The following is a 19,938-nucleotide window of genomic DNA, read 5'->3' as shown; positions in this document are numbered from 1 at the left end:
CTTTTTTTCGGTAAACTGTATGGAATTATTTCGGTTGTAAATACCCGGAACAAGAACAGATGATGTTTCTGGCCTGGTAAAAAGGAATTTAAGAGTATTCCAGAACTGAATCAGGCGCCGGATGGCGCCTGGGAGAGAAGATTAACGCTGTTCGCCTCGGCTGGCAATAACGTTTTGGTACCAGAAAAAGCTCTTTTTACGTTTACGCGCCAGATTGTTCTGATGATCGACATAAACAAAGCCGTACTGTTTTTTATAACCGTTGAGCCAGCTTAATAGATCAATAAAGGACCAGGGATAATAGCCGCGCACGTCAGCGCCCAGTTCCAGCGCTTTTTCCAGCGCAGTTATGTGGCTACTCAGATAGTCAATACGCGGGTCGTCGACGATTTCGCCATCGATGATCGGGTCAATGGCCCCGAGTCCGTTTTCGGTGATGTAAATCGGTATGTCACCGTAGCGCGCTTTAATCATCATGATCCCGTCGGTTAACCCCTGAGGCCAAATTTCCCAGCCCCATTCGGTATAGGTACTTTGCGGGTTGCGTACAAAATAGAACAGCCCCTCGACGCCGGGTTCGCCGCCGGTCGGAACCTCCGGGGGCTGCGCTGAGACGGTTTCGCGGCGGTAGTAGTTCAGGCCGATAAAATCACAGCGGTTTTCACGCAGCAGCGCATCGTCGCCCGCGGCAAAAGCCGGAACGCCCCACAGCGTCTGGGTTTGTTGCAGGAGCTCTTCAGGGTATTGACCTTTTAGCACCGGATCGTAAAGCCAGTGGGTGTGAATAGCATCCGCCATCGCCGTCGCGCGCATATCCTCCTCGCTGTTGGTTAAAGGGGTATGCGGCTGCAGTACGTTGACAAAACCTATCTGCCCCTCGACTGCCATTTCACGAAACGCTTTCACGGCCAGCGCATGGGCGATAAAGACGTGGTGGCAGGCCTGAATCGCGCGCGCAGGGTCGCGCACCGCTGGCGGGTGGATGCCGTTAATATAGCCATGCCCGATAAAGACGATAGTTTCGTTGAAGGTCGCCCACAATTTGACCCGCGAGCCGAAGCGCTGATAGCAGAGGCGGGCGTACCCAGCGAACGCTTCCGCCGTACTGCGCGCTTCCCAGCCGCCTTCCTCCTGCAGCGCCTGCGGAAGATCCCAGTGATACAGGGTGATCATCGGTTCAATATTATGCGCCAGCAGCTCATCAATCAGATCGCTGTAGAACTGAACCCCAGCCTCGTTAACCTCGCCGCGGCCTCCGGGCAGCAGACGCGGCCATGAAATTGAGAAGCGATAGCTTTGCAGACCCATTTCCGCCATCAGCGCAACATCTTCGCGAAAGCGATGGTAATGGTCTACGGCGATATCGCCGGTGGTGCCCTGAAAAGTGGTGCCTGGGAGATGGGAGTAGATATCCCAGATAGAAGGGCCTTTGCCGTCGGCATCGTGTCCGCCCTCAACCTGCCAGGCTGCGGTAGCGGCTCCCCATAAAAAATGCTGCGGAAATCCGGACATGAAGAAACTCCTTATCGATTGATAAGGAGAGTGTAATAAAACCCTGTACCGCTATGCAACCGGTTTCAGAAACCGGTTGCATAGTTGCGAAGCGGGTCACTGTTTATTTCGCCAGCGGCTTCGCCTGAACAGTATCAACGGTAGGTGGGGACTGGTAGTTATCAATATGATGAGCGATAACTAAAAGCAGGGCTGAGACGCCCAAAACAATCCAGCCAATAAGTTCTACAATACGGTTAAAAACGTTTTCCATAACTCTGTAGCAAATTGTGAAACCAGAAGGAAATGGTACTAGAGGATTGAAGTAACGCAAGTGTTACATGAACTTAGTTGCGCAAATGACGTAATGCTGCGCGATAACGCGGGCAACATGCGTTAACAGAGGTCTTATCCGCAGCGTAACTGGGACACCGTTATTCTCGTTAAGGGGGTAAAAAATGAGTGATGCTATCCGGGTAGGATTAATCGGTTATGGCTACGCGAGCAAGACCTTTCATGCGCCGTTAATCAGCGGTACGCCAGGGATGACGCTGGCCGCCGTGGCCAGCAGCGATGAAAATAAAGTGCATGCCGATTGGCCTGCAATGCCGGTGGTTAGCGGGCCAGAGCGGATTTTGAATGACCCCAATATCGATCTGGTGGTGATCCCGACCCCAAACGCCACCCATTTTCCGCTGGCAAAGGCCGCGCTGGAGGCGGGCAAGCACGTAGTCGTCGATAAACCCTTTACCGTGACACTGTCACAGGCGCGTGAGCTTGAAGCGCTGGCAAAAAGCGGCGGGCGGCTGCTGTCGGTATTCCATAACCGCCGCTGGGACAGCGATTTTCTGACGGTAAAAGCGCTGATTAACGAAGGGCTACTGGGGGAAGTAGGATACTTTGAGTCTCATTTCGATCGCTATCGACCGCAGGTGCGTAATCGCTGGCGTGAACAAGGCGGACCGGGGAGCGGCATCTGGTACGATCTTGCCCCGCATCTGCTGGACCAGGTGGTAAATCTCTTCGGCCTGCCGGTTAGCATGCAGGTTGATCTGGCGCAGTTACGTCCGGGCTCCCAGTCCACCGACTATTTTCATGCGGTTTTAGCCTGGCCGCAGCGTCGCGTCGTGCTGCACGGAACTCTGGTCGCTGCGGCGGAAACGGCGCGCTTTATTATCCACGGTTCGCGAGGAAGCTATGTGAAATACGGTCTCGACCCGCAGGAGGAGCGGCTGAAAAGCGGCGAACGCCTGCCGCAGGAAGACTGGGGATACGATATGCGCGACGGGGTGCTGACGCGAGCGGAGGGCGAGGACATAACCGAGGAGTCGTGGCTAACGCTGCCGGGTAACTATCCGGCCTATTATGCCGCTATTCGCGATGCACTTAACGGAAGCGGCACTAATCCGGTTCCGGCAAGCCAGGCGATTCAGATTATGGAGCTGATTGAGCTTGGCCTCGAGTCGGCCAGACATCGAACGACGCTGTGTCTGAATTAGGTCATCCCGGCGACAACAACCGCCCGGCGTTGAATGACCCCCGTTTATCACGGGGGAGTCGATCAAGCCTGCTGAACGCGCTGCATCAGCGCTGCTTTTTCCCCGGCGCTTAAAAAGGCGAGTTCCAGGCCGTTGATCTGCGCCTGGCGAATCTGCTCGCGGCTCAGGCCGGCAGCCGGGGCGGCAACCGTATATTCGTGGATAATATCGACGCCCTGGACGGCGGGGTCGTCGGTATTAATGCAGGCCAACACGCCGTGCGCGAGGAAAGTTTTCAGCGGATGCCGGGCCAGCGACGGCACGGTGCTGGTCTGGATATTGGAGGTCAGACAGGACTCAATGCCGATGCGCTGCGCGGCGAGATAGTCCATCAGCGCCTGGTCCTGCACCGCCTTCACACCGTGGCCGATGCGTTCGGCTCCCAGCTCGCGAATGGCCTGCCAGATGCTTTCCGGACCGGCGGCTTCGCCTGCATGGACCGTGATCCGCCAGCCCGCATCGCGCGCGCGGCGGAAGTGCTCCATAAACAGATTCCCTGGGAAGCCAAGTTCATCGCCGGCGAGGTCGAGGGCGGTAATGCCGTCGCGGTGGGCGAGCAGGGCTTCGAGCTCTTCCTCGCACGCCGCTTCGCCGAAGGTGCGGCTCAGAATACCGATCAGACGGGCTTCAACGTTAAAGTCGCGGCTGCCTTCTTTTACCCCAGCGATCACCGCTTCGACGACGCCCGCTACCGGCAGCTGGTGGGTCATCGCCATATAGCGCGGAGAGAAACGCAGTTCGACGTAATGCAGTCCGTTGCGCGCGGCATCTTCAAGGTTTTCATAGGCAACGCGGCGGCAGGCATCCAGAGAAGCGAGCATTTTTACACCCCAATCCAGCTTAGAGAGGAAGCTGACCAGGTCGGGCTCATTGCTGGTGACCTGTACATGAGGACGTAATGTTTCGAGCGTATTTGCCGGAAGTGCGAGGTTATACTGGCGGCCAAGATCGAGAATAGTTTGGGCCCGGATATTACCGTCAAGATGGCGATGGATGTCGGTTAATGGCAAAGTTAAATCAATCATGGTCGCACTCTTTTTTTAGTTAAAGTGCGCGTCATTGTACATCAGAACGATAAATGGTTAAAAGAGGAGAAAAATACCGAATAAATCAATGAAAAAGGGAGTGGTGAGGAAAGATTCCCCTCTCTCTGAGCCGCATGTCGCATTCGCTCATAGCAAAACGCTATTAATCATAGTGAATCAGTATTTAATTTCGCCCGTGTGATTTTCTATAGTCTCTGGCGCTGGTTTTCCTGCAATGAATGGCAGGCTATTTTAAAAAGGACCCTGGGAATATGATCTTTACGTTAAAAAAAATTGCAGTACCGCTGGTTGTCGCAAGCTCGCTGTTGCTGGCAGCCTGCAAACCTGGCGAGCAGGACCCTAACCACATCAAAGTGGGCATTAGCGCAGGCGTTGACCAGGAGGTCTGGGCGGTGGCGCAAAAAGTGGCAAAAGAGAAGTACAATCTCGACGTCGAAGTGGTGACGTTTAATGATTTCGTCCTGCCCAACGAAGCGCTGAACAACGGCGATCTTGATGCTAATGCTTTCCAGCATAAGCCTTATCTGGATAAACAAATTCAGGAGCGCGGCTATAAGCTGGTTCAGGTTGGCACGACGTTCGTTTATCCGATTGCCGCCTATTCGAAGAAAATCAGTTCGGTCGACCAACTGCCCGATGGCGCGCAGGTGGCCGTTCCCAACGATCCAACTAACCTCGGACGCTCGCTGCTGCTACTGCAAAAGCAGGGGCTGATTACATTGAAGGAGGGCACCGGTCTGCTGCCCACTTCGCTTGATATCATTAATAACCCGAAAAACTTAAAAATCGTCGAGATTGAGGCGCCGCAGCTTACCCGCGCGCTGGACGACCAGCAGATAACCATGGCGATAATTAATACCACTTTCTCAAGCCAGGTGGGCCTGTCACCGTCGCGCAACGGCCTGTTTGTGGAAAGCAAAGATTCGCCCTACGTCAATATCTTTGCCAGCCGCATCGAAAACAAAGATAGCGAAAAGGTAAAAAATCTGGTGAAGGCCTACCAGAGCGATGAGGTGGCCGCGGCGGCAGAACAGCTTTATAAAGGCGATGCGGTTAAGGGCTGGTAATCGTTTCATACCCGGTATGGCGTCAGCCGCCGACGGGCAAGCGCATATAACGGCCGGTAGCGTGCTACCGGCTTTTTGATGGCTATTTTTGAATCAAATAGCGGATGGTTGGCCCATCTTGCTGAATATCGAGCACGGTATAGCCGTGATTTTTGGCATCCAGCGGGATATTGTTAATCGACTGCGGGCAGTCGCTGACCACTTCAAGAATTTCGCCTTTCTTCAGCGAGGGCATCGCTTCAAGCGTGGCGATGGCAGGATAGGGGCAGGGTTCGCCAACCATATCCAGGCGATAGTCCGGGACCAGAGTTTTCATGCGCTTTCCTTAACCGTCGAGGTGGCGAGAGATTTGCGGCGGAAAAAGCGTTTTTCCCAGCCAATAACCAAACCCAGCGCGATCAGCAGCAGGAGATAGGTCACCAGCAGGCCGCCGAAAGGCCCGAATGTCGCCAGCAGGTTGATTTTATCCCAGCTTGTGGCCAGCGCCGGGGAGAGTCCGTCCCAGTAGTATGCCAGGATCGTTGAACCTATCACGTTGCCCAGCCCAACCCACCAGAAGTGCACCTGGCCTTCCACCGCGCGGTACATCCAGCCGGTTTCGCAGCCGCCCGCCAGGACGATTCCAAAGCCGAACAGCAGACCGCCGATGACCGCGTTGGGGCCGGCCCACATAATTTTTGGTTCCATGCCAAGCTGCACGTAGCTGAAGATCCCGATGGCGCTGGCCGCCATACCGAAAATGATCGCCTTCGCCATATTGGTGCGTCCGGTGATCCACATATCGCGAAAGGCAGAGGTAAAGCAGATCTGCGCGCGTTCGATAAGCAGGCCAAACCCGACGCCAAACAGCAGCGCCAGGCCGAGCTTCGGCTGGTTAGCCGCGGTGAGCAGACCCCAGGCGATCATGGCAAAAAAGACCACCATCCCGAGACGGAACCGGCGTCGCGCCTGGTCAGGTTTTTGCGTCAGCGGCGACGCCTGCGACACTTTTTGCATCCTAACCGGAATACGGAAGATGGGCAGCAAGGTAAAACGCGCGCCGAACCAGGTGCCGATAGCCGTGGCGATGGCAAAGAACCAGGCGTGCAGAGAAAACTGCGGGATACCGGTGAAGAAGGCGGCCAGGTTACAGCCCATCGCCAGACGGGCGCCGAAGCCGGCAATGATGCCTCCGGCGACGGCCTGCAGAATACGCACCCGGCTGCGAGGAAAACGCAGCTTCACGTTATTCGCCCACAGCGCAGCGGCGAAACAGCCGCCGAACATGCCGATGATCATCATGCCGTCGATGCGAGTGAGCGGGGTGCCCTCAAGATGAATGAGTTTGTAGTACCCCCACTCTTCGCTGTGCACGCCGATAAGTTGCAGCAATTGTCCGCCCCAGCGGGTAAATTCGCCGGTGACGGCCCAAAAAGTGCCGGTAATGCCGAAGTAGTAGGTTGAGAGAATCCCCGCGGCGATAACGGCGGGAACGGGTGACCAGAATTTAATCAGCCACGTCTGTTTGAATTGTTGCCATGTCATGAAGATGCCTCTGAACTCAGAAGGTATATTACCCGTAGCGGGTTGAAGAGGGGCGATACTACGCTGTTTAGTTCCTGAAAACGCTCGACAGGATCAAATTGACCGATAAAGAGAATATAAAAGGCCACGCGCTGGTGGCCTTTCACGACCGCTTATTCGCGGCCTGCTGTTAATGACGGTACGCGAATTCAGTTAAAGCCCAGACGAATCAGGTTCAGCGGGCTAAATAACCCTTCGTGTCCGTCTATTTCCACGCAATCAGCACGACGGATCTGCTCCGCCGTTTTACCTTCAGCGTGGATGGCCTTAATGACGCCCGTCGCGCCGCTATCGGCTACCATAACCATGCTGCCGGTAGAGATAGCATTACGGTTACGATCGTAAGTTTTCATAATTTCGTCCTCCTGATTAATACTTTGACGGGAATGAAAAGCGGCAATTAAATACACCTTTGCGGCGCGAATTTTTTTGCGTCTCGTCAAAATTTGGTCTCATTATGCCCGGAGACTCTTAGGTCGGGGGCAGGCAGGGGAGCGGGATTGAGACGGTTAATAAGCCAGAGGTTATTTTTCCCGCGGCCAGGTGAATCTCATCGGCGTGGCACAGAGAGAACTATAATTTTATTCGCGCTTAATGTTCGTACCGCGCAAAGCGCCGGTGAAATAAACGCCAGCGGTAGCGGGGAGCCCGCTACCTGATTATTGAAGGAAAAATAATTAGCGCAGCGAACGCAGGGCGGCGATTAATCCCTGCACGCCTTTTTCCAGCTTCTCGCGTGGGCAACCGGCGTTGAGACGGACAAAGCCCTTACCCTCTTCGCCGTAAGTGTAGCCGGGCATAATGGCGACCTTCTGCTCCTCGATAAGTGCTTTTTGCAGGGCGCGATCGTCAACGGCCAGCGGGCGCAGGTCAATCCACGCCAGGTAAGTCGCCTGCGGTGGCTGCCAGCCTAGCTCCGGAAACGCCTGATTCAGTTCGCCAGCGATGAAGCGCATATTTTCCTGCAAATAACCGCGCAGGGCATCCAGCCAGTGCGCCCCCTCACGATAGGCGGCAATATGGGCGACCAGCGCCGGCACGGAAGGTGATGAGAGGCCATCGCGGCTCTTCAGCGCGTGCAGATAGCTTTCGCGCACGGCGGGATCGTCAATCAACCCGTATGCGCCGGTAAATGCCGGAATGTTGAAGCTTTTCGAGCCGGAGGTGAATAGCGCCCAGGGGCTGCGGGCCACGTCGCACCACGGGATGTGCTGCTGCCCGTCCCAGACCATGTCCATATGGATCTCGTCGCTAATCACTTTTACCCCATGCTTCTCACACAGCTGCGCCATGGTTTCCAGCTCTTCACGGGTCCAGACCTTGCCGGTGGGGTTGTGCGGGCTGCACAGCAGCAGAACGGTATTACGCGGCTGAGCCAGTACCCGCTCCAGGGCCGCCATATCGCAGCGCCAGTGATGGTTGTCGAGAGAGAGCGGCACGGCCGCGACGCGCCGCTGGTTGCCTTCAATGGTTTTATAAAAGGCATCGTAGGCCGGAGTGTGTACCATGATGCCGTCGCCCACTGCCGACCACTGACGAATCATCTCCGCGACCATATAGATCACCGATGGCCCGTAAACAATCGCTTCGCGGTTGATTGGGCTATGAAAACGGCTGGCAAACCAGTGGCTCACCGCGCCGAGGAATTCATCATTTTTCCACCGGCTGTAGCCAAAAACACCGTGCCCCAGACGTTTGCTGACGGCATCAAGAATACAGGGGGCGGTGGCGAAATCCATGTCGGAGATCGTAAAGGGCAGCAGGTCGGCTACGCCAAAACGGTCGGCGACGTAATCCCACTGCGTGCACCAGGTACCGTGACGGTCGATCTGCTTTGAAAAATCAAACATCGCAACTTCCTTAATCCTGGCCCCCTGCCGCAAGGCGGGGGCGGAGCTTATGCCTCGACGGTATTCATCAGGACAGCCATTTCATCTTTTACCGACTGCACCTGCGGGCCAATCACTACCTGCAGGTTATGCTGGTTGAGCTGAACCACGCCGATGGCGCGATTCGCTTTCAGCGCGGCGCTGTCGACTTTGCTCATATCGTTAACCGACAGACGCAGGCGGGTAATGCAGTTATCGAGCGAAACGATATTTTCCGCGCCGCCGAGCGCGGCCAGAATCGCCGGAACGTTATACCCTGATTTGCCGGTCACGCCGGTGACAGCCTTCTCAAATGCGCTCGTTGTTTCAATATCGCGTCCCGGCGTTTTCAGGTTAAAGCGGGAGATTGCGAAACGGAAGATACCGTAGTAAACCGCAAACCAGATGGCCGCAACCACCGGTACCATGTACCACTTGGTGGACAGACCATGCAGAATGCCGAATACCACAAAGTCGATAACGTTGCCGTCGGTGTTGCCGATTGTCACGCCGAGGATCGCCATTACGGTAAAGCCCAGGCCGGTCAGTAACGCATGGATAACGTAGAGAACCGGCGCGACGAACAGGAACAGGAATTCCAGCGGTTCGGTGGTGCCGCCTACCACGCAGGCGATAACGCCGGAAATCAGCAGGCCTTTAATCTTATGGCGATTTTCCGGACGCGCGCAGTGATACATCGCCAGCGCTGCGCCCGGCAGGCCGCCGAGGAATGCCGGCATTTTACCCTGTGACAGGAAGCGGGTCGCGCTCTCGGCGAAGCCGTGGCTGGTCGGGCAGCTTAGCTGGGCCTGGAAAATCGTCAGCGCGCCGCTGACGCTATGACCGCAAACGTCCAGGGTGCCGCCCGCTTCGGTAAAGCGGATCAGCGCCACCAGAATATGATGCAGGCCAAAAGGCAGCAGCAGGCGTTCACCGGTGCCGAAGATCATCGGTCCGAAATCACCTGCGCTATTGATGACCTGGCCGAGTGCGTTAATCCCCATGGCGAAAACGGGCCATATTAGCGGGATCACCAGACCGACCAGGCCGAGAACCACGGTCGTAATAATGGGCACAAAGCGGGTACCGCCAAAAAAGGCCAGCGCGTCGGGCAGGCGGATGTTATGGAAACGTTCGTGCAGCATCCAGACGATGATCCCGGCGATCACCGCGCCGAGGATCCCGGTGTCGATCGATTGAATACCGATAATGTTCTGGATGTTATTGGCTTTGAGGATGGCGGCATCGGTGGTCGGCAGAATACCTTTGGCCGTCAGCCAGAAGTTTACCGCCAGGTTCATTACCGCGTAGCCGACAAAACCGGCAAACGCGGCGACGCCTTTGTTTTCTCGCGCCAGACCCAGCGGAATGGCGATACAAAACATCACCGGCAGAAAGCTGAAGGCAAAGGAGCCGACTTTGCCCATCCAGACGAAAACGGCCTGCAGCAACGGCACGTCCAGCCACGGCAGAAGCGTCAGGACATCATGGCTGCTCAGAGAGCTGCCGATCCCCAGCATGATCCCGCAAAAGGAGAGTAATGCTACGGGTAACATGAAGGTTTTCCCGAGCTGCTGGAAAAACTCCCACAAGGTAATTTTGTTTGCTGTTTTCGCCGTCATAACATGAATCCTGGTTCTAAAAGTTATCGGTAGGATGCAACGCCACGAAAAGATAAAACGTTTTACCAAACTTTAGTGCGATAAAAATCACATATTCCAGCGATAATAAAGTTTATAAAGAGGGCATCCTGATAAAACGTTTTATCGACAGCCAAGGGGAGTCGGCCTGCAGTTATGGCTATCGCGAAAAAAATTACCATTAATGATGTCGCGCAGGCGGCGGGGGTATCCGTCAGTACCGTCTCGCTGGTACTGAGCGGCAAGGGGCGTATTTCGTCGGCAACCGGCGAGCGCGTCAATCACGCCATTGAACAGCTGGGCTTTGTGCGTAACCGCCAGGCGGCGTCCCTGCGCGGCGGCCATAGCGGGGTGATTGGCCTGATCGTCAGCGACTTGTCGAAGCCTTTCTACGCGGAGATGACCGCCGGATTGACCGATGCGCTTGAGTCGCAGGGTAGAATGGTCTTCCTCACCCAGGGCGGGCACAGCGGAGAAAAAATGCTCCAGCGTTTTGATACCCTGGTTTCACAGGGGGTCGATGGCGTAGTGATTGCCGGCGCCATCGATCGGGGGGGCGAACTGCGCGATCGCGCGGCGGAAGCCGGAATGCCGCTGGTCTTCGCCTCCCGCGCCAGCTATCTCGACGATGTGGATCTGATCCGCCCGGATAATATGCAGGCGGCGCAAATTGTCACCGAGCACCTGATCCGCCGCGGTCATCAGCGCATTGCCTGGCTGGGAGGGCAAAGTTCATCCCTGACGCGCGCCGAACGGGTTGGCGGCTACTGCGCCACCCTGCTGAAATATGGCCTGCCGTTTCATAGCGAGTGGGTGGTGGAGTGCGGCTCAAGCCAGAAGCAGGCGGCGGAGGCGATGACGGCCCTGCTGCGGCAAAACCCGACCATTAGCGCCGTGCTCTGTTATAACAGCGTGATCGCGACCGGGGCGTGGTTTGGCCTGATGCGCGCCGGGCGACAGAGCGGAGAGGATGGCGTTGAAAGCTATTTCGAACAGCGGGTCGCGCTGGCGGCATTTGCGGAATTACCCGAGGAGGCGCTGGATGATCTGCCGCTGACCTGGGTTACGACTCCCGCCCGGGAGATGGGGCAAAGCCTGGCGGAGTGTATTTTACGGCGTATGGAAGAGGGGCAGGGAGCGGCGCGAAACCAGATCATCTCTCCCCGGCTGATTACGCGTAAATAGCCCCTGGTGAGGGGCTATATGTCATTTATTGCTGCGGCGCGACTGGCGGTACCACTTCTTGCGGCAGCGTCTCCTGCGGCTCAGCGGGCGCCGGGACAGGGGGAAGCGCTAAACCGAACATCCCGGCAAACTCATCCAGCGGCATTTTCTGCCCGTTCAGCGTCACCTGGCCGTCAGCATACTGCAGGCTGGAGGTGATGGCGTTATCTTCCATAGTGGTAATACGGAACATCTGTCCCATCGCCGCCAGGCCTTTCACCTGCTGCTCTGCAAGCTTAGCGGCGTCGGCGGGCTGATAGCCTTCCAGCCCGGCAATCTGAGTCATAAACGCCGTCGCCATATCGACCGGGATCACCAGCTTGCCGTCGAGAGATTTGACGCTACGATCCACTTCCTCGGCCAGCGTCTGCGGCGGAGTGGTAGTCAGCGACGGATCTTTGAGCAGAATCGATAGATTCAGGGTGGTTTCGCCCTTCGCGTTGCGCCAGCTTAGCGGAGAAATGGTCAGGGACGGGCTGCCTTTCAGCATCATCGGCAGTGAGCTAAAGAAGGTTTGCGTTAGCGCCTGCTGGTACAGCTCAGGATTCTGCGCCAGCTGAGGGTCCGCCATCAGCGCCTGGGCGTCGGCATTGTACTTCTGGCTGAACTGATGGAAAGCTTCACCATCAATATTGTCCAGCTTCAGGGTCAGCCTGCCGCTACCGATATCCTGATTTTGCAGCTTCAGGCTGTTGACGGTGTAGTCCAGCTGGCTGTTAATCCCTTTGCCGTCGGCGGTCAGCGAAGAGTTGCCGTCGATTTTCATCCCTTCAAACAGCGCCAGCTCTTTTCCTTCAACGCCAATCGCCAGTTTATCCAGCGAGATGGCCTGCTTGCCAATACGCTCGTTGAAGCTGGCCATTTCGGTGGAACCGTCGGTTTTCAGATTATTAAAGGTGAGCTGTACCTTCTGATTGTATTCGTTGACCGCGTTAATTTGCCCGCTGCCCGCTTCGCCGCTCAGGCTGAGGGTTTTTCCCTCTCGATCGGCGTTAAGCTGGAACTGACCGCCGCTAAAAGTGACTTTCTCGTCGTCTTTCGCGTAATCAAGCGGTTTCAGCACGATAGCGGACTGGTTGTCGCCGCTGTAGGCGATGCGGGTATCGATAGTAAACGGCGTTTCGCCTTTTGCAATGTCAAACAGCGACTTGCTGGCCTCGTTGTTCACTAAGGTGGTTTTGACGGATGCCATCGCCGGGGCGAGGTTAAAGGATTTCAGTGAAGCCAGCGGGAAGGGGCCGTGATCGACAACTTCGTCAAACACCAGCGACTGTCCGGCGGCCAGCCAGCGGGGCGCTTTGCCGGCGATGGGTTTCAGGACCAGTTGTAAACGGCTGCTGAACAGACCGCGCTGATAGTCCTGATAGGTGAGCTCTACGCCAGCCTGCGGCGCGCTGCTTTGCAGCTGAGCATTCGCCTGCTGCACCATATCGGCAATGCGGCTTTCCAGCTGCTTCCCTGTGTACCACGCGCCGCCCGTCCAGACGACGCCCAGCGCGATGATAATTCCTGCTGCGACCAGCGATTTTTTCATAGCATTTGTCCATAAATGAAACCAGGCGGATTGGGCCGCCTGGTAGTGTTGTCGTGATGAGTGAAAGTCTAGCAACTGTGGCTAAAAAGTTCAGTAACTTACTGGAGCTTATTAAACACGCGCGCCACGCGACCGCTGCCGCTGACCTGTACCGGTGATTCGTTGTGCGCCACGAAAGCCGACTCGCCCGGCTTCAGCGTCAGACGCTGTTCGCCTTTCACGATCGTTGCTTCACCCTCGACGCAGAACAGGATCGCCGCGCTCTCCTGGGCGATGGTTGATGCCTGCGCTGAAAGGTCGTGCAGTGAGAAAGCAAAATCGTCAACCGGGATGGGGAAGTCCAGCTCCGCGCCGTGAATGACCGGCTGGGTCAGGAGTTCGCCAGCGGGTTTGGGTTCAAATTTGACGTTTGCCACCAGCTCCGGAATATCAATGTACTTCGGCGTCAATCCCGCGCGCAGGACGTTATCGGAGTTGGCCATCACCTCCAGCGCCACGCCCTGCAGGTAGGCGTGCGGCGTTTCCGCAAACAGGAACATCGCCTCGCCGGGATTCAGCTTGACCACGTTGAGCAGTAGCGGAGAGAAAAGGCCGCTATCGTCCGGATAGAACTCGGCGATCAGGCGGATAGTCTGCCACGGTTCTCCCTGCTCGCTCTCCAGCGCTCTCTGCAGTACGCTCAGGGCGTGCGCTTTTTCGTCGCCTTTCATGTTCAGCAGGCTGGCAAACAGCTGGCTCAGATGGGCGGCGTCAGGCTGCGCCAGGAACTGCGCTATTGCCGGATGCGCTTCAGCTACCGGCTGCAGCAGCTTCACGATTTCGGAAAACTCGCGGAAGGCGTTCATGGCAAGGAACGGCGTTAACGCGAAAACCAGCTCCGGCTTGTGGTTCGGATCTTTATAGTTACGTTCGGCGGCATCAAGCGGGATCCCGGCGGCATTCTCTTTGGCAAACCCGATTTCCGAGGCCCGTTTGTTCGGGTGAACCTGAATAGAGAGCGGCTGGGCGGCGCACAGCACTTTAAACAGGAACGGCAGTTCACCAAAACGCTCGGCAACTTTGGCGCCAAGCAGGGTCGTTTTATCGCTCTCGATTGCATCGCGCAGAGAACGCGGCGTTCCGGCGTCATCGAGAATTTGCGAGCTGCTCTTCGGATGCGCGCCCATCCACAGCTCCGCCATCGGCAGGTTGTTTGGGTTAGCAATGCCATAAAGTTCGGTTAAGGCGGTATGACTTCCCCAGGCGTAATTTTGCACTGAGTTGATGAGTTTTTGCATTCTCAATCCCTGTTTCCACTTGATAGTAATGGCACTATTAAACCAGCAAACGCCCGAGAAGCAACCGGTGCGAAGAAAAAGTCGTCCTTGTCTCAGTTTTTGTTAAAAAATTGTGTAGAATCGATCGACTCGCTTTTCTACGGGCAAATGGAGTGTCTGCCTGAAATATAATCAGCCAAGCAGTAAGTGAGAGCACAATGTCGAATAAACCCTTTGTATATCAGGATCCTTTTCCACTGAAAAAGGACGATACCGAGTATTACCTCCTCAGCAGTGATTACGTCTCCGTCGCCGAATTCGCCGGCCAGGAAGTTCTGAAAGTTGAACCACAGGCGCTAACTTTACTGGCACAGCACGCTTTCCACGACGCCTCCTTTATGCTTCGCCCGGCGCACCAGCAGCAGGTCGCCGATATTCTCAACGACCCGGAAGCCAGCGACAACGATAAATACGTGGCGCTACAGTTCTTGCGCAACTCGGATATTGCCGCCAAAGGCGTGCTGCCGACCTGCCAGGACACCGGTACCGCAATTATCACCGGCAAGAAAGGTCAGCGCGTGTGGACCGGCGGCGGTGATGAAGCCGCGCTGGCGCAGGGCGTGTACAACACCTATATCCAGGATAACCTGCGCTATTCGCAGAACGCGCCGCTGGATATGTATAAAGAGGTCAACACCGGCACTAACCTGCCTGCGCAAATCGACCTCTACGCTACCGACGGCGAGGAGTACAAATTCCTCTGCATCGCCAAAGGCGGCGGCTCGGCTAACAAAACCTATCTGTATCAGGAAACCAAAGCGTTAATTACTCCGGCGAAGCTGAAAAATTACCTCGTCGAGAAGATGCGCACGCTGGGGACCGCGGCCTGCCCGCCGTACCATATTGCTTTTGTGATTGGCGGCACGTCGGCGGAGTCTACTCTGAAAACCGTTAAGCTGGCCTCAACGAAGTATTACGATGGTCTGCCGACCGAGGGCAACGAGCACGGCCAGGCCTTCCGCGATATTCAGCTCGAAAACGAGCTGTTGCTGGAAGCGCAGAACCTTGGCCTCGGTGCGCAGTTCGGCGGTAAATATTTCGCCCACGATATTCGCGTCATCCGCCTGCCGCGCCACGGCGCCTCCTGTCCGGTGGGCATGGGCGTTTCCTGCTCCGCGGATCGCAACATCAAAGCGAAGATCAACCGCGAGGGGATCTGGATTGAGAAACTGGAGAGCAATCCGGGCAAGTATATTCCCGAGCATCTGCGTCAGGCCGGCGAGGGAGAAGCAGTTAAGGTCAATCTGAACCAGCCGATGAGCGATATTCTGGCGCTGCTGTCGCAGTATCCGGTGTCGACCCGCCTGTCGCTGAGCGGTACGATTATCGTGGCGCGCGATATCGCCCACGCCAGGCTGAAAGAGCTTATCGATAATGGCGAGGAATTGCCGCAGTACGTCAAGGACCACCCGATTTACTACGCGGGCCCGGCGAAAACCCCTGACGGCTACGCTTCCGGTTCTCTTGGCCCGACCACCGCAGGCCGCATGGACTCCTACGTCGATCTGCTGCAGGCGCATGGAGCGAGTAAAATCATGTTAGCCAAAGGTAACCGCAGCCAGCAGGTGACCGACGCCTGTCACAAGCACGGCGGTTTCTACCTCGGCAGCATCGGCGGTCCGGCGGCGGTACTGGCGCAGCAGAGCATCCGTAGTCTGGAGTGCGTGGCCTGGCCGGAGCTGGGGATGGAGGCTATCTGGAAAATTGAAGTTGAAGACTTCCCGGCGTTTATCCTCGTGGATGATAAGGGCAATGACTTCTTCCAGCAGATCCAGAGTTCGCAGTGCGCCCGCTGCGTGAAATAAGCTCAGCCGCCCTTCGGGGCGGTTTTTTTATGCCGCTTAGCGGCACGAACCACCAAAACAACTTATAAATCTGACCCATACTTTACGCTTTAAGCAGGTGAGCTTTGTCGCTATTACGCACTTTGAATCCAAGGAGAAAGTAATGACAACGCATCGCAGTGAAAAAGACTCTATGGGCGCAATCGATGTGCCTGCCGATAGGCTTTGGGGCGCGCAGACTCAGCGCTCGCTGGAACATTTCCGCATCTCGACGGAAAAAATGCCGGTCGAGCTTATTCATGCGCTGGCGCTGACCAAGCGTGCGGCGGCAAAGGTGAATAACGATCTCGGTCTTCTGAGCGCAGAAAAAGCGCAGGTGATTATTCAGGCTGCGGATGAAGTGTTGGCAGGCAAGCATCCGGACGAGTTTCCGCTGGCTATCTGGCAAACCGGCTCCGGTACGCAAAGCAACATGAATATGAATGAGGTGCTGGCTAATCGTGCGAGTGAACTGCTGGGCGGGGTACGCGGGATGGAGCGTAAGGTTCATCCTAACGATGATGTTAACAAGAGCCAGAGCTCTAACGACGTTTTCCCGACGGCGATGCACGTAGCGGCGATAATTGCACTTCGGGTAAAGCTGATCCCGCAGCTCAACATTCTGAAGCAAACGCTTAATGATAAATCCCTGGCCTTCAACGATATTGTCAAAATCGGCCGCACCCACCTGCAGGATGCGACGCCGCTGACGCTCGGCCAGGAGATCTCAGGCTGGGTCGCCATGCTCGAGCATAACCTCCGGCATATTGACCATAGCTTGCCCCATCTGGCGGAACTGGCGCTGGGCGGCACGGCGGTGGGAACCGGGCTTAATACCCATCCGGAATACGCGGTACGCGTCGCCGCCGAGCTGGCGGCCCTGAGCGGCCAACCGTTTGTGACCGCGCCGAACAAGTTTGAAGCGCTGGCGACCGTTGATGCGCTGGTGCATGCCCACGGCGCGCTGAAAGGGCTGGCCGCTTCGCTGATGAAAATCGCCAACGATGTGCGCTGGCTGGCCTCCGGTCCGCGCTGCGGCATCGGCGAAATTGCGATCCCGGAAAATGAACCGGGGTCGTCGATTATGCCGGGCAAGGTTAACCCGACCCAGTGCGAGGCCCTCACTATGGTCTGCTGTCAGGTGATGGGTAACGATGTCGCGGTAAACATCGGCGGCGCTTCGGGCAACTTTGAGCTCAACGTTTACCGCCCGATGGTGATCCACAATTTCCTGCAATCGGTGCGGCTGCTGGCTGATGGGATGGCGAGCTTTAATGAGCACTGCGCGTCAGGCATTGAACCTAACCGCGAGCGCATCAGCCAGTTGCTCAATGAGTCGCTGATGCTGGTTACCGCCTTGAATACCCATATTGGCTACGACAAAGCGGCGGAAATTGCCAAAAAGGCGCATAAAGAGGGGTTAACGCTCAAGGCCTCCGCGCTGGCGCTCGGCTACCTGACGGAAGAGGAATTTGACCGCTGGGTTCGCCCTGAAGAGATGGTAGGCAGTATGGCTATTCGCTAGCCAGCCACAGGTGCAGTCGCGGAATCATTAGCCTGAGCGATTGCGCCTGCGGTTTATAACGATACTGCACGTTCCCGGCGTCATAGTTCAGAAGCTCTCCGAGGTCCGGCACGCTAACGCCCTGCGTGCCGGATATCAGCGCGATCATCGGCCCTGGACAGGCGTATTGCACCTGCTTTTGCTGCCCGCTATACCACACCCTGGCGATAGGCTGAACCTTTACCGGCCTCTTTATCTTCAGCTTCGCCCGCTGCGGCAGGGCGGCAATATCCTGGTACTCTCGCTCCAGCTTGCTTTGCCACTGTTCGCGCGTCCAGGGCGGAACCGCGCGGGGCGACTGAAGACTTTTTTCCAGTTGCATGAGAACCTGGTCGCGGGTGAGATTTTTAATCACATGCTTATTGGCCCAGCCGAAGCGGATAGTGCTCGGGTCAATTAACGGGGTGAGCGTGCGATAGGCGCTCAGCGTGATCAGTCCCGGCAGGTGGCGATGGACCCACTCAAATCGTGCGGTAGCGGGAAGACCGGAATCGACGGTGATAATCTTCTCGAAGGTCGCTTTAAGAACGTTGATATGGGCGATCTTGCGTAATAGTTCTGCCTGCTCGCTGGCCTCAGTTCGCAGGCAGATCGCGCCGGGCAAACGCACGGCAGCCTTACTGCTGCGGGTTTCCGACTGTTGCTGGATAAACAGGTGGCTATAGTGTTTGAGCGCCATCTCCAGCGCGGGTTTACCGGTGTGCTGAACCACGTTGATGTTCTCCAGCGGCTGGTGTTCGGCATCTTTGCTGACCGGCGGCAGCTCAAAGACGCGCGCAGCCAGCAGACGGCACTGGCTCAGGGCCTGTTTAAGCGCCTGCAGTTCACGCTCGAGCTGGCGAAAGGTGTCGTTCAGACGTTCAACGAGGTCATAGCTGGCCATATTTCTCCACCTTAGTTACAACATACTTTATGTTTTTTTAAACTATAGCAGACCTCAGCTCCTGCGCAAGGGCTCATCAGGCCGAGGTAAAATTCGGCAGCTGATGATAAACCGGCCAGCTAAAACAAAAACAGGCGCCACCGAGCTCGCTCGCCTGGCAATGGACTTCGCCAGCCATTGCCTGGGCAATACTGTGGACGATAGCCAAACCAAGACCGCAGCCGCCGGTGGCGCGATCGCGGCTGGGGTCGAGACGAACAAACGGCTCGAACACTTTCTCCCGCTCAGCGGGCGCGATACCTGGACCATCATCTTCGACGCGCAGCGTTGCGCGCGAACCCTGCAGCGTCAGGCTGACCTGAATACGCTGGTTACTGTAGCGCAGGGCGTTGTTCACGAGGTTATCCAGCACCCGTTCCATTAAGCGCATGTCCAGCGCGCCGTAATTTCCGTCCACGACTTCGCTTAGCGCAACGTCGCGCTGGGGATTCACCGCCTGAATATCTTCTACGCGATCGCCGAGCCACGCCGGGAAATTGGGGGTCGTCAGCTTCAGTTCATTCTGCGGGCGATCGAGGCGCGCATAGGTCAGCAGCTCTTCAATCAGGGCCTCCAGCTGGCCGATATCGCGATTTAACGCCTGTGATTCGGCTTCTGTAAGGTTCTCGCTCATCTCCAGGCGGTAGCGCAGACGCACCAGCGGGGTGCGCAGTTCATGGGCAATACCGTCGATCAGCTGTTTTTTGCTGGCGATAAGCGCGTTGATATTATCGGCCATCTGATTAAACGCCACGCCCAGCCGTTCGAAGCTGGACATGCTATCGAAGTGGATCCGCTCGCTAAGATGCCCGTCGCCGAAGCGCTGAGCGGCGGTTTCGATACGCAGCATATCCTGCCAGTGGGGGCGCATCCAGATGAATACGGGAAAGGCCAGCGAAATAGCGATGAAGGCCATCAGAGCCAGATCCAGCAGGCGCATCTCATGCAAAAAATAGAGATACGGTACCGGGCCGACGGAGAGCACGTAGTGGCTACGAGGGATGCGCTGAATAAAGGTGTACTGATCGTCCAGGGCTACGATATCGCCAGCGCGCAGATGCTGCATCGAGTTTTCCGAGAGCTTGAATTTGCTGATAGGCTCGATATGCAGATCGAATGAAAGATTAAGGTCCAGCTCTTTGAGCGTTTTGCTCCAGTCGCGCGGCGGGATCTCGCGCAGCTCGCTGCGCATCAGATACAGCGAGCTCTTCATCAAATCATCCAGCGACTGGCGGCCTGCTCGCTCGGCGGTAAATTTGTACACCAGGCCGACCATCATCGTCATTACCAGAAAACAGACGAACAGCAGGAGGTAAAACTGCACAAACAGCTTTTTCATAGC

The 19,938-nt window shown here is 56.4% G+C and carries 17 protein-coding genes; 5 read left to right on the top strand and 12 right to left on the bottom strand.

Annotated features, from left to right (window positions below):
- Positions 1-141: 141 nt before the first annotated feature.
- Together IAE27_RS19190 and blr are read right to left on the bottom strand one after the other, a co-directional pair.
- Complete coding sequence (locus IAE27_RS19190) at positions 142-1,512, bottom strand: GH1 family beta-glucosidase (protein WP_070557509.1); 1,371 nt, start codon at positions 1,510-1,512, stop codon at positions 142-144.
- Positions 1,513-1,615: 103 nt separating this feature from the next.
- Positions 1,616-1,765 (bottom strand): division septum protein Blr, encoded by a 150-nt coding sequence (gene blr / locus IAE27_RS19185; RefSeq protein ID WP_017145752.1) that lies wholly within the window; start codon positions 1,763-1,765, stop codon positions 1,616-1,618.
- Positions 1,766-1,949: 184 nt separating this feature from the next.
- On the opposite strand from blr, the gene IAE27_RS19180 reads away from it, so the two are divergent.
- Complete coding sequence (locus tag IAE27_RS19180) at positions 1,950-2,990, top strand: oxidoreductase (RefSeq protein ID WP_115239495.1); 1,041 nt, start codon at positions 1,950-1,952, stop codon at positions 2,988-2,990.
- Between the two features lie 62 nt (positions 2,991-3,052).
- On the opposite strand, the gene add is transcribed toward IAE27_RS19180, so the two are convergent.
- Positions 3,053-4,054 carry an adenosine deaminase gene (add, locus tag IAE27_RS19175; RefSeq protein WP_135799976.1) on the bottom strand — a complete coding sequence of 334 codons (1,002 nt, stop codon included), beginning with the start codon at positions 4,052-4,054 and terminating at the stop codon, positions 3,053-3,055.
- 272 nt (positions 4,055-4,326) lie between these two features.
- Here add and metQ point away from each other — a divergent pair, with 272 nt between their 5' ends.
- Positions 4,327-5,142 (top strand): methionine ABC transporter substrate-binding lipoprotein MetQ, encoded by an 816-nt coding sequence (gene metQ / locus IAE27_RS19170; RefSeq protein ID WP_004102620.1) that lies wholly within the window; start codon positions 4,327-4,329, stop codon positions 5,140-5,142.
- 82 nt (positions 5,143-5,224) lie between these two features.
- Here the strand turns inward: metQ and yedF are convergent, their stop codons facing one another.
- From yedF to malX, 5 genes are all read right to left on the bottom strand, one after another.
- A complete protein-coding gene (yedF, locus tag IAE27_RS19165; protein WP_004102619.1) occupies positions 5,225-5,458 on the bottom strand; it encodes a sulfurtransferase-like selenium metabolism protein YedF in 234 nt (77 codons plus the stop codon).
- The gene (gene yedE / locus IAE27_RS19160) at positions 5,455-6,666 is read right to left on the bottom strand and encodes a selenium metabolism membrane protein YedE/FdhT (protein WP_004113413.1); all 1,212 of its coding nucleotides are present in this window, start codon (positions 6,664-6,666) and stop codon (positions 5,455-5,457) included. Before yedE ends, yedF begins: the two co-directional genes overlap by 4 nt.
- Positions 6,667-6,854: 188 nt before the next feature.
- Entirely contained in the window at positions 6,855-7,058 is a 204-nt protein-coding gene (gene ydfZ, locus IAE27_RS19155) for a putative selenium delivery protein YdfZ (protein WP_004102617.1), read from the bottom strand.
- Positions 7,059-7,382: 324 nt separating this feature from the next.
- Positions 7,383-8,555, bottom strand: coding sequence for a MalY/PatB family protein (locus tag IAE27_RS19150; protein ID WP_154022430.1), 1,173 nt, complete (start codon positions 8,553-8,555; stop codon positions 7,383-7,385).
- Between the two features lie 47 nt (positions 8,556-8,602).
- Positions 8,603-10,195: a maltose/glucose-specific PTS transporter subunit IIBC gene (malX, locus tag IAE27_RS19145; protein WP_017145755.1), complete on the bottom strand. Its 1,593-nt coding sequence runs from the start codon at positions 10,193-10,195 to the stop codon at positions 8,603-8,605.
- 174 nt (positions 10,196-10,369) lie between these two features.
- On the opposite strand from malX, the gene IAE27_RS19140 reads away from it, so the two are divergent.
- On the top strand, positions 10,370-11,398 hold the full coding sequence (locus IAE27_RS19140; protein ID WP_017145756.1) for a Mal regulon transcriptional regulator MalI: 1,029 nt from the start codon (positions 10,370-10,372) through the stop codon (positions 11,396-11,398).
- 25 nt (positions 11,399-11,423) lie between these two features.
- Here the strand turns inward: IAE27_RS19140 and IAE27_RS19135 are convergent, their stop codons facing one another.
- Together IAE27_RS19135 and manA are read right to left on the bottom strand one after the other, a co-directional pair.
- Positions 11,424-12,971 carry a YdgA family protein gene (locus tag IAE27_RS19135; protein WP_017145757.1) on the bottom strand — a complete coding sequence of 516 codons (1,548 nt, stop codon included), beginning with the start codon at positions 12,969-12,971 and terminating at the stop codon, positions 11,424-11,426.
- Between the two features lie 98 nt (positions 12,972-13,069).
- A complete protein-coding gene (manA, locus tag IAE27_RS19130) occupies positions 13,070-14,248 on the bottom strand; it encodes a mannose-6-phosphate isomerase (RefSeq protein WP_070557513.1) in 1,179 nt (392 codons plus the stop codon).
- 197 nt (positions 14,249-14,445) lie between these two features.
- On the opposite strand from manA, the gene fumA reads away from it, so the two are divergent.
- Together fumA and fumC are read left to right on the top strand one after the other, a co-directional pair.
- The gene (gene fumA / locus IAE27_RS19125; protein WP_004102605.1) at positions 14,446-16,092 is read left to right on the top strand and encodes a class I fumarate hydratase FumA; all 1,647 of its coding nucleotides are present in this window, start codon (positions 14,446-14,448) and stop codon (positions 16,090-16,092) included.
- Between the two features lie 142 nt (positions 16,093-16,234).
- Positions 16,235-17,635, top strand: coding sequence for a class II fumarate hydratase (gene fumC / locus IAE27_RS19120; RefSeq protein WP_023329779.1), 1,401 nt, complete (start codon positions 16,235-16,237; stop codon positions 17,633-17,635).
- Here the strand turns inward: fumC and tus are convergent.
- Together tus and rstB are read right to left on the bottom strand one after the other, a co-directional pair.
- Positions 17,625-18,557, bottom strand: coding sequence for a DNA replication terminus site-binding protein (gene tus / locus IAE27_RS19115; protein WP_004113404.1), 933 nt, complete (start codon positions 18,555-18,557; stop codon positions 17,625-17,627). The genes fumC and tus overlap by 11 nt on opposite strands.
- A 76-nt stretch (positions 18,558-18,633) precedes the next feature.
- A complete protein-coding gene (rstB, locus tag IAE27_RS19110) occupies positions 18,634-19,935 on the bottom strand; it encodes a two-component system sensor histidine kinase RstB (RefSeq protein WP_004113401.1) in 1,302 nt (433 codons plus the stop codon).
- Positions 19,936-19,938: the final 3 nt, after the last annotated feature.

This window comes from Klebsiella sp. S69 (assembly GCF_016516145.1).
In the GTDB taxonomy this organism is placed as follows: domain Bacteria; phylum Pseudomonadota; class Gammaproteobacteria; order Enterobacterales; family Enterobacteriaceae; genus Klebsiella; species Klebsiella oxytoca.
Note: the sequence above shows the minus strand (reverse complement) of the source record. Positions and strands in the feature narration are given on the sequence as shown.

Coding starts and splice junctions, on each gene's coding strand:
- rstB (WP_004113401.1), bottom strand. CDS start 19,935: ATGAAAAAGCTGTTTGTGCAGTTTTACCTCCTGCTGTTCGTCTGTTTT.
- fumA (WP_004102605.1), top strand. CDS start 14,446: ATGTCGAATAAACCCTTTGTATATCAGGATCCTTTTCCACTGAAAAAG.
- IAE27_RS19135 (WP_017145757.1), bottom strand. CDS start 12,971: ATGAAAAAATCGCTGGTCGCAGCAGGAATTATCATCGCGCTGGGCGTC.
- blr (WP_017145752.1), bottom strand. CDS start 1,765: ATGGAAAACGTTTTTAACCGTATTGTAGAACTTATTGGCTGGATTGTT.
- yedE (WP_004113413.1), bottom strand. CDS start 6,666: ATGACATGGCAACAATTCAAACAGACGTGGCTGATTAAATTCTGGTCA.
- add (WP_135799976.1), bottom strand. CDS start 4,054: ATGATTGATTTAACTTTGCCATTAACCGACATCCATCGCCATCTTGAC.
- IAE27_RS19140 (WP_017145756.1), top strand. CDS start 10,370: ATGGCTATCGCGAAAAAAATTACCATTAATGATGTCGCGCAGGCGGCG.
- tus (WP_004113404.1), bottom strand. CDS start 18,557: ATGGCCAGCTATGACCTCGTTGAACGTCTGAACGACACCTTTCGCCAG.
- metQ (WP_004102620.1), top strand. CDS start 4,327: ATGATCTTTACGTTAAAAAAAATTGCAGTACCGCTGGTTGTCGCAAGC.
- IAE27_RS19180 (WP_115239495.1), top strand. CDS start 1,950: ATGAGTGATGCTATCCGGGTAGGATTAATCGGTTATGGCTACGCGAGC.
- IAE27_RS19190 (WP_070557509.1), bottom strand. CDS start 1,512: ATGTCCGGATTTCCGCAGCATTTTTTATGGGGAGCCGCTACCGCAGCC.
- manA (WP_070557513.1), bottom strand. CDS start 14,248: ATGCAAAAACTCATCAACTCAGTGCAAAATTACGCCTGGGGAAGTCAT.
- ydfZ (WP_004102617.1), bottom strand. CDS start 7,058: ATGAAAACTTACGATCGTAACCGTAATGCTATCTCTACCGGCAGCATG.
- IAE27_RS19150 (WP_154022430.1), bottom strand. CDS start 8,555: ATGTTTGATTTTTCAAAGCAGATCGACCGTCACGGTACCTGGTGCACG.
- fumC (WP_023329779.1), top strand. CDS start 16,235: ATGACAACGCATCGCAGTGAAAAAGACTCTATGGGCGCAATCGATGTG.
- yedF (WP_004102619.1), bottom strand. CDS start 5,458: ATGAAAACTCTGGTCCCGGACTATCGCCTGGATATGGTTGGCGAACCC.
- malX (WP_017145755.1), bottom strand. CDS start 10,195: ATGACGGCGAAAACAGCAAACAAAATTACCTTGTGGGAGTTTTTCCAG.